The following is a 12864-nucleotide window of genomic DNA, read 5'->3' on the forward strand; positions in this document are numbered from 1 at the left end:
CCGCGGGCGAATCAGTAGCCGCGGTACGGGCGGTTGTACGGATCCTCGTACGTCGCGGGCGCGGGGCGCGGTGCCGCGGGGCGCATGGCCTCGTAGCCCGTACCGGCCGGGGGGCGCTGCTGTTGCTGGGGGCCCGGATACCCGCGCGGTGCCGAGGGCTGCTGCGGGATGTACGGCGCGGGCGCCTGCTGCATCTGCTGCACGGGGGCGGGCTGCTGGGCGTAGCCGTACGCCGGGTTGTGGTGGGACGGGGCGGCCGGCAGCGCGGGCAGGGCGGCCGGGAGGGCGGGCAGATGACTGCCCGTGTCGTACGCGGAGGGGACCCGGATCGGGGCGATCTGAGGTGTACCCCGCTCGGCGACAAGGGAGTCGTAGATCGGGGTGTCCGGGAAGGACGGCGCGGAGTAGTAACCGCCGCCATAGGTGGAGCGGGGGGAGGTCATGACACATAAGTTAAGCCCTTGATGTGCTGGTTGGGGAGACCGATAAGAGGGTTGTTTTACGCGTCGGTAGTGACTCAGCGTCCCCAATTTGCGTGAACTCGGTAAAAATCGGTCGCAAGTCGGCGTACAGATCGTGTAAAAGGCGAGCTCCGTGCGGGTTACCGGCGGTTGACGCACGGTTGACGGGGCGGTGTGCGGCGGGGGTGTCGGCGGTGGGCGTGGGCCTCCGGTGGGTCCGGGTAATAGGTTGGTCATGAACGGGACGGCGGCCCGGCCGGACGTGGCGACTTGCGATGGGGGCGGACATGACAATGGCCAAGGGATCGAATGTTCCCGTGCCGGCACCTGCCGTGCGGATCGAACTGGGGTGGGCCTCGGGAGCAGGCGTGCCGGACGCCGACGCGTCGGCCCTGCTGCTCGCCGCTTCGGGCAAGGTCCGCTCGGACGACGACTTCATCTTCTACAACCAGGCGGTCCACTCCTCCGGCGCGGTGCGCCACGAGGGCAAGAAGACGGACGGCGGCCGGGTGACCGACGCGCTTCTGGTGGACCTCGCGCGCGTGGAGCCCGCCGTCGAGACCGTGGTGCTCGCCGCCTCGACGGACGGGGGCACTTTCGGCCAGATTCCCGGCCTCTTCGTCCGGGTCGTCGACGCGGCGAACGGCGCCGAGATCGCGCGCTACGACAGCGAGGACGCCACCGTGGAGACGGCGTTCGTCCTCGGGGAGCTCTACCGCCGCCAGGGCGCGTGGAAGTTCCGCGCCGTCGGACAGGGATACGGCAGCGGCCTGGAGGGCCTGGCCACGGACTACGGCATCTCGGTGGACGAGCCGCAGCAGGCCGCGCCGCCCGCCCCGGCCGCGGCGCAGCCTCCTGTGGCTCCCGCCCCTCCCGTGGCCCCGGCGGCCCCCGTCCAGACCCCTCCGCCGCCCCCGGCCCGGACGCCTGCCGCCGCGCCGCTGAGCCTGTCCAAAGTCACGCTCACCAAGGAGGCGCCGTCCGTCTCGCTGAAGAAGCAGGGCGGCACCTCCGGGGCGATGCGCGTGAACCTCAACTGGGAGGTGCGCAAGCAGTTCAAGGGCTGGGCCAGCAAGCTCGGCCGGGCCGTGGCGATGCACGCGGACCTCGACCTGGACCTGTGCGCCCTGTACGAACTGGCCGACGGCCGCAAGGGAGTCGTCCAGGCCCTCGGCAACGCCTTCGGCTCCCTCGACCAGCCTCCGTACCTGCTGCTCGACGGCGACGACCGCACCGGCGCCGTGGCCAGCGGCGAGAACCTCACGGTCAATCTCGACCACATCAACGACTTCAAGCGCATCGTCATCTTCGTGACCATCTACGAAGGCGCGCGCAGCTTCGCCGACCTGAACGCCACGGTGACCCTGCAGCCGCAGCACGGCGCCTCCATCGACTTCTCGCTCGACGAGTGCACGGTGCCCTCCACGGTCTGCGCGCTCGCGCTGATCACGAACAACAACGGCGACCTCTTCGTCCAGCGCGAGGCCCGCTACCTGGTGCCCGAGCGCGGCGTGAGCCCGCAGCGCACCATCGACTACGCGTACGGCTGGGGCATGAACTGGACGCCCGGCAGGAAGTGAGTCAGGTCAGCGCTGCCCGGCAGCCGGGTCGGGGCGGGTGTACGTCCGCCCCTTCCACGCCGCCCCGCGTCCCCTGTAGTGCCGCACCGCCGAATCCACCGTCATGAGGAGGTAGAGGAACGCGGTGAAGGGCAGCAGGGGAGCGAGCCAGAGGGTCTGCCGGTAGTAGCGCAGCATCGGGACGTACGTCGCCGTCATCACCAGCCACGCGAGCCCCCCGAGCACGGCCGGCGTCGCGCTGCCGCCCACCAGACCGGCGACCAGCGCGAACGGCGGCGCCAGATAGATCAGGGCGAGCCCCAGGACCGTACCGACCAGGACCAGGGGGTTGTGCCGCAGCTGGGCGTAGGCGCTGCGCGCGACCATCCGCCAGAGATCCCCGAGACCGGGGTAGGGGCGCACGCTGTCGACGTGCTCCGCGAGACCCAGCCAGATGTGGCCGCCCGAGCGCTTCACCGCCCTGGCGAGCGACACGTCGTCGATCACCGCGTGCCGGATGGAGTCGGGGATCCCCGCACGCTCGGCGGCCTCCGCGCTCACCAGGACACAGCCCCCGGCGGCGGCCGCGGTCCTCGCGTCCTTCTCGGCGATCCAGCGGAACGGATAGAGCTGCGCGAAGAAGTACACGAACGCCGGGACGACGAGCCGCTCCCACACGCTCGCGACCCGCAGCCGCGCCATCTGCGAGACAAGGTCGTATCCGGCCGTCTCCGCCGCGGCGACCAACTCCCGCAGGCTGTCCGGCTCATGGGCGATGTCCGCGTCGGTGAGCAGCAGATACCGCGGGGCACGCGCGCGTGCCAGGCCGATGCCGTGCCGCACGGCCCACAGCTTGCCCGTCCAGCCGGGCGGCGGCTCACCGGGAGAGCCGACCGTCAGCGTGAGGCCGCCGTGCCGGTCGGCGAGGGAGCGGGCCAGCGTGCCGGTGCCGTCCGAACTCCCGTCGTCGACAAGGAAGATCTCGGCCTGCCCCGGATAGTCCTGGGCAAGGAGCGAGGGCAGGCTCCGGGGGAGAACCGCGGCCTCGTCGCGGGCGGGGACGACGACGCAGACCGGGGGCCAGGTCTCCGGTTCGCGGCGTGCGGGCAGCCGCAGGTCAGTGCGCCAGAAGAAGCCCTGGCCCAACAGCAGCCACAGCCACGCGGCAAGCGATCCGGCGGCGGTCCACACAACGGCGCTCATCCGCCGAAGTCTGCCGCACGGCGCCGGGCGCCGGAGGCCGATCGACTATGGTGACCGGGTGAAGATCGCGCTCATGGACTCCGGTATCGGCCTGCTCCCCGCCGCGGCGGCGGTACGTCGTCTGCGGCCCGACGCCGATCTCGTGCTCTCCTCGGACCCCGACGGACTGCCCTGGGGACCGCGCTCCGCACAGGACATCACGGAGCGCTCGCTCGCCGTCGCCGAGGCGGCGGCCGCGCACCACCCGGCGGCGCTGATCGTGGCCTGCAACACCTCGTCCGTGCACGCCCTGCCCGCGCTGCGTGCCCGGTTCGAACCCGAGCTGCCCGTCATCGGGACCGTACCGGCGATCAAGCCGGCCGTGGCGGGCGGCGGCCCCATCGCCATCTGGGCCACCCCCGCCACCACCGGCAGCCCCTACCAGCGCGGCCTCATCGAGGAGTTCGCCGGCGGCGTCGAGGTCGCCGAGGTGCCCTGCCCCGGCCTCGCGGACGCCGTGCAGTACGCCGACGAGGCGGCCATCGACAAGGCGGTCGCCGCGGCAGCCGCCCTCACCCCGCGTGACGTAAGGGCCGTCGTCCTGGGCTGCACCCATTACGAGCTGGTCGGTGAGCGCATCCGCGCGGCCCTCCAGCAGCCCGGCATGCCGCCCCTGGTCCTGCACGGCTCCGCGGGAGCGGTCGCGGCCCAGGCGCTGCGCAGGGCAGGCGAGCAGCCCGGCACCGGCACCGGCACGGAGGGCGGCCTGACGGTGATCCTGAGCGGGCGCGCCGCCGAGCTGCCGGTCGCCGCCCATACGTACGCCGAAGGCAGGCTGCTCGCGGCGGTCAGCCCCGCGCACTGAGCCCCGCCCCGTCCGGAGGCCGGAAATCCGCGGGTGGGTGACGCGCCGGAACGGTAACGCTCCGCGACGCGATGCCTTCCCTGCGGAACGTGAGTAGTCTCGGACGCATGACGGACCACACCCACGGCGAGCGGGGCAGTACGGCCGACGCCCCGCCGGAAGTCTGGACCGGTAGCGCGACCAACCGCGTGCAGTGGCTCCTCGCGCCGGCCGGCGCCCTCTGCCTGGCGCTCGGCATCGAGCTGGCCGTCGACAACATGTGGACGTCCGGGATCGCCCCACTGGCCATGTCCGTCGTGGGGTGCATCGCCGCGGGACTCCTGATCCTGTTCGGGACCCTCGCCTTCGTCCATGTCGCCGTGAAGGTCGACAAGGACTGCCTGGAAGTGCGCTGCGGCCACATGGGCCTGCCGCGTCGCCGCATCCTCCTCTCGCACGTGGAGGGCGCCGACTTCGCGCAGGTCGTGTGCCCCAGGCAGTGGGGCGGATGGGGTTACCGCACGCGGCCCGAGCTCGGTACCGCCGTCGTGGTCAGGCGCGGCGAGGGCCTGGTGCTCCGCCTGGGCGACGGCCGCAAGTTCACGGTCACCGTCGACGACGCCGAAGCCGCCGTGCGGATCATCCGGGACCGGCTGACCCCGGCGAAGCGGCCGACGGCCTGACCTGCGCCGGTTCGTCGCCGAGGGGGCGCGCCGTGGCGATGCCCGCGAGGTAGCCCGCTCCCGTCGTCACCGCCGTGACGCTGAGCGCGTTGCCGACCGAGGCGACGGCGGCGAGCGCCGTCAGGGCCGAGCCCGCCGACAGGACGACCTGGGTGGAGCGCGGCGAGCGGTACAGCGCGTACAGAAGCCAGCAGAACACCGCGGCGAGGAGCAGCACGCCCGCAAGGCCCTGCTCGGCCGCCTGCTGCAACGGCGCCGAATGCGGCCGGCCGTCCGTCAGGAAATGCTCGGCCACCGTGGGACTGGAATCGGCGAACCGGCCCGGCCCCACCCCGAGCGCGGGTTCCTCGCCCGCGAGCGCCAGCGCGTCGTGCCACAGCTCGACGCGGTACCCGTCGAGCTGGCCCTCCAGGGACGCGCTCAGCCCCTCGGGCAGTACGTCGTCGGCGATCGCCCAGGTCAGGCCGGTCACCACCGCTGTCGCCAGGGCGAGGCCGACGAGGCCCAACACCCGGCCCCGCATCAGGGCGGTCGCCAGCGAGCAGAGCAGGATGCCGGTGCAGGCGATGACGCCGGCCACCGAGCCGAGCACCACCGCGGCCACCACGATCCCCACGGCGAGCAGCCGCATCGCGAGCCGCGTCGAGGGCCGCCGGGCCGCCCACGCCGCGCTGCACGCCGCCCCCGACGCCAGGATCAGGAGCGCGGCGGTCGCGCCGGTGTGGCCGAGCGGCGCCGTGCTGACGGGTCCCGGCGACAGATGCGGGGCCGCCGCCGCGAGCCCGATGCCGGCCAGCGCGCCCGCGCAGGGCGCGGCCACCGGCAGGAGCGCGCCGCAGATCCGCCCGCCCGCGTACCCCGCGGCCACGGCGAGCACCGCGAGGAGCACGCCCTCGGGCTGTCCGCCGTGCACCCCGGCGCTGATCAAGGTCCAGGCCGCGCACACGCCGAGCAGCGCGACGCCCGTCGCGTCGGACGCGCTGCGCCGTTCGTATGCCCCCGGTGGCCCGGCTGTCGCGGCCATCCCCGTTGTCCCCACCCCGTCGCCCCCCGCCGTATGACGGGCCCCGAACACTGTGGCTTGATCCGGCCGCAGGTCAGGGACTCGGGCACACCGTAACCGCTGGGACCGTGCGGTGTGCACATCTTGCGCAGGAACGATCCGGCAAACCCCCGGGCACGACCGTCCTGTCGGTGTCCACGAGACGCGCCGTACACTCCCCGAGTGACCGCCACCACCACCCCCGCAGCCGAGTCGGAGCAGCTCGGGGCGCAGCCCGCGCCCCTCTCGCGCAAAGCCCGTTTCCTGCGGGCGCTCGTCCCGGCCGCCGCGTCGGCACTCTCCGGAGTGCTGCTGTACGTCAGCTTTCCGCCACGCACCTTGTGGTGGCTGGCCCTGCCGGCCTTCGCGGTGTTCGCCCGGGTCCTGCACGGCAGAGGCTGGAAGGCGGGGCTCGGGCTCGGCTATCTCTTCGGTCTCGGCTTCCTGCTGCCGCTGCTGGTGTGGACCGGTGTGGAGGTCGGCCCCGGGCCCTGGCTGGCGCTCGCCGCCATCGAGGCGATGTTCGTCGCCCTCGTCGCGGCGGGCATCGCCGCCGTGTCCAAGCTGCCCGGATACCCGCTCTGGGCGGCGGCCCTGTGGATCGCCGGTGAGGCGGCACGCGCGCGCGTGCCGTTCAGCGGCTTCCCCTGGGGGAAGATCGCCTTCGGGCAGGCGGACGGCGTCTTCCTGCCGCTCGCCGCGCTCGGCGGCACCCCGGTGCTCGGCTTCGCGGTGGTCCTGTGCGGCTTCGGCCTGTACGAGATCGTCCGCCAGGCCCTCGACCTGCGCGGCACCCGAGTCCTGCGCCGTGGCGCGGCGGCAGCGGCTCTGCTCGGCGTGGTCGTCCCGGTCGCCGGTGCCTTCGCCGCGCGTCCGCTCGTCAGCGACGACGCCGAGGACGGCACCGCCACCGTGGCCGCCGTCCAGGGCAATGTCCCGCAGGCGGGCCTGGAGTTCAACGCCCAGCGCCGCGCGGTGCTCGACCACCATGTGCGCGAGACGCAGCGGCTCGCGGACCGGGTCAAGGCGGGCAAGACCGAGCAGCCCGACTTCGTCCTGTGGCCGGAGAACTCCTCCGACATCGACCCGTTCACCAACCCCGACGCCCGCGCCGCGATCGAGCGTGCGGCCAAGGCGATCGACGCCCCCGTCTCCGTGGGCGGTGTCGTCGAGAGCAAGGACGGCAAGCTCTACAACGAGCAGATCCTGTGGGACCCGCAGAAGGGCCCCACGGACACCTACGACAAGCGGCAGATCCAGCCCTTCGGCGAGTACATCCCGCTGCGCGGCATCGTGGGCTTCTTCAGCAGCGACGTCGGCATGGTGCGCCAGGATTTCAGCCGCGGCACCAAGCCCGGCGTCTTCACCATGGCGGGCACCAAAGTCGGCCTCGCCACCTGCTACGAAGCCGCCTTCGACTGGGCCGTGCGCGACACGGTCACACACGGCGCGCAGCTCATCTCGGTGCCCAGCAACAACGCGACGTTCGACCGCAGCGAGATGACCTACCAGCAGCTGGCCATGTCACGGATCCGCGCCGTCGAGCACAGCCGCACCGTCACCGTCCCGGTGACCAGCGGCGTCAGCGCGATCATCATGCCCGACGGGCGCGTCTCCCAGAAGACGAAGTGGTTCACCGCCGACTCACTCGTCGAAGAGGTGCCGCTGCGCTCCTCGCAGACCCCGGCCACCCGGCTCGGCACCCTGCCCGAGGGCATCATCGTGCTGATCGCCGCCGGTGGTCTCGGCTGGGCCGTGGCCGGCGCCGTACGGGACAGGCGGGCGCGTCAGGCCCGTTAGGGTCGGACTCATGGCAATCCCTGACTTCATCCGCACGATCCGGGCCGACGCCGGCCACCAGCTGTTGTGGCTCCCCGGGGTCACCGCCATCGTCTTCGACGGCGAGGGCAGAGTGCTCCTCGGGCGGCGCGCCGACAACGGCAAGTGGTCGGCCATCGGCGGCATGCCGGACCCGGGGGAGCAGCCCGCCGCGTGTGCCGTGCGCGAGGTGTTCGAGGAGACCGCGGTGCACTGCGTGCCCGAGCGCGTGGTGCTCGTGGAGTCCCTGGACCCGGTGACGTACCCCAACGGCGACATCTGCCAGTTCATGGACATCACCCTGCGCTGCCGCGCCGTCGGCGGCGAGGCGCGGGTCAACGACGACGAGTCCCTCGAAGTGGGCTGGTTCGCCCTGGACCAGCTGCCCGACCTGCACGAGTTCAGCCTCTTCCGGATCAAGCAGGCGATGGCCGAGGAGCAGCCCACCTGGTTCGACCGGACGTGATCCCCCGCGCGGTCCCGGTCAGGTCGCCTTGATCATGTCCGCGCACTTCTCGCCGATCATCATCGTGGTGATGCACGGGTTGACCGCGGGCAGGAACGGCATGATCGAGGCGTCGGCGACGCGCAGCCCGCTGACGCCCTTGACCCGCAGTTGAGGGTCGAGCGGCGAGTCCGCGTCGTCGCTCGCGCCCATCCGCACGGTGCCCGCCGGGTGGTAGACGGTGTTGTGGGTCTGGCGGATGTACGCGAAGAGCTCGTCGTCGGTGGTGGCGTCCGGGCCGGGAGCAAGCTCGGCGCCCGCCCACTCGGCCATCGGGGCCTGCGCCGCGATCTCGCGGGCGAGCCGGAGCCCGTACGTCATCACGCGGACGTCGTGCTCGTCGGTGAAGTAGCGCGGGTCGACCTTCGGCTTGTCCCGGAAGTCGCGGGTGCGCAGCCGGACCGTGCCCATGGAGCGGGCGCGGGTGACGTTCGGGGTGAGGCAGAAGGCGTTGTCGGTGGTGGGATAGCCGCGCCGGTAGGTGTTCAGGTCGAAGGGCACCGAGCCGTAGTGGAACATCAGGTCCGGGCGGTCGAGGCCCGGCTCGGTGTCCGCGAAGATGCCGATCTCCCACCACTGGGTGGAGGAGGTGACCATCGGCTGCTTCGCCTCCCACATGATCACGCCCTCGGGGTGGTCCTGGAGGTGGGAGCCGACGCCGGGGGAGTCCGCCCGCACCTCGACGCCGCACTCCCGCAGATGCCCCGCGGGGCCGATCCCCGACAGCATCAGGAGCTTCGGCGAGTCGATGGCCCCGCAGGAGACGATCACCTCGCGGCGTGCCGAGACGCTGCCGCTGTGGATCGTGTCGGGGTGCAGGTACTCGACGCCCGCGCAGCGCCTGCCCTCGTCGAACAGCAGCCGCTTGGCCTGCAGACCCGTACGGATCTCCAGGTTGGGCCGCTTGCCGATGACCGGGTGCAGATACGACACCGAGGCGGACGAGCGGGTGCCGTCCGGGCGGGAGTTGATCTGGAACCAGTGGGCGCCGCGCTTCACCGTCGTACCGGTGTTGAACGGCGTGGTGGGGATGCCCGCCGCCGCACACGCTTCGAGCAGGGCCGATCCGCACGGGTCGTTCGGCGGGACGCTCATGATGTTCACCGGGCCCGAGCGGCCGTGGTGGTCGCCCGGCGCGTCGTTGGTCTCCAGGCGCTGGTAGAGGGGGAAGCAGTCCGCGGCGCTCCAGCCCGTACAGCCCAGGGAGCCCCACTCGTCGAGGTCCTCGGCGGGGGCCCAGAAGGCGATGCAGGAGTTGTGCGACGAGCAGCCGCCGAGGACCTTGGCACGGGCGTGCCGCATGAAGCTGTTGCCGTTCTCCTGCGGCTCCACCGGGTAGTCCCAGTCGTAACCGGACTCGAGCAGGGCCATCCACTTGGTCAGCCGGAGGATGTTGTCGTCGCCGACGTCCGAGGGGCCGGCCTCCAGCACGCAGACGGTGACGTCCGGGTCCTCGGTCAGCCGCGCGGCGACGACGGCGCCTGCCGTGCCGCCGCCCACCACCACGTAGTCGAACTCGTCCCGGGGACTCTCAGTGGGCATGGTGACTCCAGATCAGCGACAGATCGGCGGGGTTCAGGGGGCGGTCGGGGGCGACGGGGGAGTGGTGGGGTCCACGGGAGGCTCTTCGAAGCGGTGCTCGGCGAGCACGCCCGCCTTGTGCCGCTGCACGAACCAGTAGTAGGCGAAGCCGCCGCAGGCCACGATGCCGATGAAGAGGAACGCGCCCCAGCGCAGATACCAGTGCTGCGGTCCGGTCGCGTTGTAGACCTCGGCGCGCGGCCAGGCCAGGTTGAGGGACATGGCCGCGCCCCAGAGCACGGCGAGGATGTTGACCGGCAGGCCGAACTTGCCGAGCGAGAACTTGCCCTCGGCGGGCTGCCACTGGCCGCGCAGCCGCCTGACCAGCATCGGCAGGGTGACCAGGAGATAGGCCAGATAGATCATGATGATCGCGATGCTCGTGATCACCGAGAAGATCTGCGGCTGGTTGATGTTGATGACCAGGATGCCGACGCCGACGAGTCCGATGATGATCGCCGGCAGTACGGGCGTCTGGAAGCGCGGGCTGACCTTGGCCAGCAGCGAGGACGCGGGCAGGCAGCCGTCGCGGGCCATGGCGAAAGCCAGGCGGATGCCCGCGGCCTGCACGGCGAGTTCGCAGACGGTGATGGCGATGACCACGCACCACAGGACGATCTCGCCGATCGTGGAGCCGAGCGTGCTCAGGACCACGTACTGGAGGCCGTCGACGGAGAGCTCCTTCGCGTGCAGATCCGGCACCGCAAGGAGTGCGAACAGCAGGATGAGCCCGCCGATGAGGAACGAGAAGACGAGCGCCCGCAGGATGGCCCGCGGGGCGTTGCGGCTCGGGTCGAGGGACTCCTCGCCGAGCGAGGACGCGGTGTCGAAGCCGTACATGACATACGCCGACGCGAGCGACGCGGTCAGGAAGGCGCCGAAGTATCCGAGGTTCTGGCCCTCGCCCAGGCCGCCGGTCTCGGTGATGGCGCTGGGGCCGCGCGTGATGTGGGCGGCGAGCAGCACGATCAGGACGACGGCGGCGATCAGCTCGATCAGTACGCCGGCGGAGTTGATCCGGGCCATCAGCTTGACGCCGAAGGCGTTGACCAGCGTGGTGAACAGGATGAGGACCGAGCCGAGCAGCACGGCGTTCTTCGCCGCGTCGGTCGTGCCGCTGCCGTCCCCGATGAACTGGAAGAAGTCGGAGATCTGCGGCAGCGTGATCTGGTACGCGAGGGCGACCGCCGCCAGAGAGACCATGGTGGCCGTCAGCATCATCCAGCCGCCGAGCCAGCCGACGTGCTTGCCGCCGAGCTGCTTGCCCCAGTTGTAGACGGACCCCGCGACGGGGAAGCGGGCGGCGAGCTCGCAGAAGCACAGGGCCACCATCAGCTGGCCGACGAAGACCATCGGCCACGACCACCAGTAGGCGGGGCCGCCGAAGCTGACGCCGAAGTAGAACAGCTGGAAGGTGCCGGTCAGGATCGAGATGTAGCTGATCCCGGCCGCGAAGGTGTGGAAGTTGCCCAGGGTCCGCTTGAGTTCGGGACGGTAGCCGAGCTCGCCGAGCGCGTCGTCGTCCTCCTGGTGCGGGCTGCGGTCCGCGTCGGCGGCGTCGGCACCCTTGCCGTGCTCCGTGCTCATTCGAACCACCTCTGCGGTGTCGCCGCGAGATTGCGCCAGATGTGCTTGGCCTCCTGGTACTCGGCGAGACCGGCCGGGCCCAGTTCGCGGCCGAAGCCGGACTGCTTCATGCCGCCCCACTCCGCCTGCGGCACATAGGGATGGAAGTCGTTGATCCACACGGTTCCGGCGCGCATCCGGGCCGCCACGCGCTGGCCCTTGCCGGTGTCCTGCGTCCAGACGGCGCCCGCGAGGCCGTAGACGGTGTCGTTGGCGAGGCCGATCGCCTCGTCCTCGGTCCTGAACCGCTCGACGGTGAGCACCGGACCGAACGACTCGTCGGTGACCACGGACATGCCGGGGGTGCACTCGTCGAGCACGGTCGGCGGGTAGTAGTAGCCGTCCTTCAGCGCCGGATCGTCGGGGCGCGCGCCGCCGCAGCGGAGCACCGCGCCCTCGGCGATGCCCGCCGCCACGTACGCCTCGACCTTGTCGCGGTGCTCGGCGGAGATCAGCGGCCCCGTGCGGGCGTCCTCGTCGAAGGGCCCGCCGAGCCGGATCCGCCGTGCCCGTGCGATCAGTTCGTCGACGAATCTGTCGTGCAGCTCGTCCTCGACAAGGAGCCGCGCCCCGGCCGAACAGACCTGGCCCGAGTGCAGGAAGATCGCCATCAGGGCGTAGTCGACCGCCGTGTCGAAGTCGGCGTCGGCGAAGACGATGTTCGGGTTCTTGCCGCCGAGTTCCAGGGCGACCTTCTTCACGGTGGGTGCCGCGGCGGCCATGATGCGCCGCCCGGTGGCGAGCCCGCCGGTGAAGGACACCAGGTCGACCCGCGGGTCCTCGCTGAGCGGCGCGCCCGCGGTGGGCCCCGCGCCGAGGATCAGATTGGCGGCGCCGGCGGGCAGCCCGGCCTCGGTGAGCAGCCGCATCAGGATGATGCAGGTGTGCGGGGTCAGCTCGCTGGGCTTGAGGACGAAGGTGTTGCCCGCGCCGAGCGCGGGGGCGACCTTCCAGGCGGTCTGGAGCAGCGGATAGTTCCACGGCGTGATCAGCGCGCACACCCCGACCGGCTCGTGCACCACCCGGCTGTCCACCTCCGGGCTGCCCGCGTCCACGACGCGGTCGGTGCCGCCCGCCGCCGTCAGGTTGCCGAAGTAGCGGAAGCAGTTCGCGATGTCGTCCATGTCGTACTCGCTCTCCACGAGCCGTTTCCCGGTGTCCAGGGATTCGGCGCGGGCGAGCGCGTCCTTGTCGCGTTCGAGGAGGTCGGCGACGCGCAGCAGCAGACGGCCGCGTTCGGCCGCGGGGGTGCGGGGCCACGGGCCGCGGTCGAAGGCCTCCCTGGCCGCGGAGATCGCCGCGGCCGCGTCCTTCGGTCCGGCCTCGTCGACGGTCGCGACCAGGGTGTTGTCCGCGGGGCAGCGGATCTCCCGTACCTGGCCGTCCACGGCAGCGGTCCACGTTCCGCCGATGAAAAGCTCCGGCATGACGGCTCCTCCGGGGGGATGGGTAGCGCGGGTGCTCCAGAATGGACGGTAAGGAGCACCAGCCACGCCCGCACCACAAGAGCCGCTATTCGGCGCAGACGCTCACCGGTCCGCCATCGGTGCCGCACGCCCGTGA

11 protein-coding genes are annotated in these 12864 nt (G+C 71.8%); 5 read left to right on the forward strand and 6 right to left on the reverse strand.

Going from position 1 to position 12864, the window contains the following annotated elements:
• Positions 1 to 11 precede the first annotated feature (11 nt).
• Complete coding sequence (locus IE226_RS14090) at positions 12 to 443, reverse strand: DUF6643 family protein (RefSeq protein ID WP_190081531.1); 432 nt, start codon at positions 441 to 443, stop codon at positions 12 to 14.
• Positions 444 to 754: 311 nt separating this feature from the next.
• On the opposite strand from IE226_RS14090, the gene IE226_RS14095 reads away from it, so the two are divergent.
• Positions 755 to 2041, forward strand: coding sequence for a TerD family protein (locus IE226_RS14095; protein WP_229871003.1), 1287 nt, complete (start codon positions 755 to 757; stop codon positions 2039 to 2041).
• Positions 2042 to 2047: 6 nt separating this feature from the next.
• Here IE226_RS14095 and IE226_RS14100 read toward each other — a convergent pair whose 3' ends face one another.
• Positions 2048 to 3223, reverse strand: a complete 1176-nt coding sequence (locus IE226_RS14100) for a glycosyltransferase (protein WP_190081533.1) — start codon at positions 3221 to 3223, stop codon at positions 2048 to 2050.
• 58 nt (positions 3224 to 3281) lie between these two features.
• On the opposite strand from IE226_RS14100, the gene IE226_RS14105 reads away from it, so the two are divergent.
• Together IE226_RS14105 and IE226_RS14110 are read left to right on the forward strand one after the other, a co-directional pair.
• Positions 3282 to 4067: a glutamate racemase gene (locus IE226_RS14105; RefSeq protein ID WP_190081534.1), complete on the forward strand. Its 786-nt coding sequence runs from the start codon at positions 3282 to 3284 to the stop codon at positions 4065 to 4067.
• A gap of 107 nt (positions 4068 to 4174) precedes the next feature.
• Positions 4175 to 4729: a hypothetical protein gene (locus IE226_RS14110; protein ID WP_190081535.1), complete on the forward strand. Its 555-nt coding sequence runs from the start codon at positions 4175 to 4177 to the stop codon at positions 4727 to 4729.
• Here the strand turns inward: IE226_RS14110 and IE226_RS14115 are convergent.
• On the reverse strand, positions 4686 to 5753 hold the full coding sequence (locus IE226_RS14115; RefSeq protein ID WP_190081536.1) for an O-antigen ligase family protein: 1068 nt from the start codon (positions 5751 to 5753) through the stop codon (positions 4686 to 4688). The genes IE226_RS14110 and IE226_RS14115 overlap by 44 nt on opposite strands.
• Before the next feature lie 201 nt (positions 5754 to 5954).
• Between IE226_RS14115 and lnt the strand changes: the two genes are divergently transcribed.
• Both lnt and IE226_RS14125 read left to right on the forward strand, forming a co-directional pair.
• On the forward strand, positions 5955 to 7571 hold the full coding sequence (lnt, locus tag IE226_RS14120; protein ID WP_190081537.1) for an apolipoprotein N-acyltransferase: 1617 nt from the start codon (positions 5955 to 5957) through the stop codon (positions 7569 to 7571).
• Between the two features lie 10 nt (positions 7572 to 7581).
• On the forward strand, positions 7582 to 8055 hold the full coding sequence (locus IE226_RS14125) for an NUDIX hydrolase (RefSeq protein WP_190081538.1): 474 nt from the start codon (positions 7582 to 7584) through the stop codon (positions 8053 to 8055).
• Positions 8056 to 8073: 18 nt separating this feature from the next.
• Here IE226_RS14125 and IE226_RS14130 read toward each other — a convergent pair whose 3' ends face one another.
• Genes IE226_RS14130 through IE226_RS14140 form a run of 3 tightly spaced genes read right to left on the reverse strand, consistent with a single transcriptional unit; the run spans position 8074 to position 12728 of the window.
• Positions 8074 to 9636: a GMC family oxidoreductase gene (locus IE226_RS14130; RefSeq protein ID WP_190081539.1), complete on the reverse strand. Its 1563-nt coding sequence runs from the start codon at positions 9634 to 9636 to the stop codon at positions 8074 to 8076.
• Between the two features lie 33 nt (positions 9637 to 9669).
• Positions 9670 to 11262, reverse strand: a complete 1593-nt coding sequence (locus IE226_RS14135; RefSeq protein WP_190081540.1) for an APC family permease — start codon at positions 11260 to 11262, stop codon at positions 9670 to 9672.
• A complete protein-coding gene (locus IE226_RS14140; protein WP_190081541.1) occupies positions 11259 to 12728 on the reverse strand; it encodes an aldehyde dehydrogenase family protein in 1470 nt (489 codons plus the stop codon). The genes IE226_RS14135 and IE226_RS14140 overlap by 4 nt, the downstream gene beginning before the upstream one ends.
• Between the last annotated feature and the right edge of the window lie 136 nt (positions 12729 to 12864).

The organism is Streptomyces longisporoflavus (assembly GCF_014649775.1).
Lineage (GTDB): Bacteria > Actinomycetota > Actinomycetes > Streptomycetales > Streptomycetaceae > Streptomyces > Streptomyces longisporoflavus.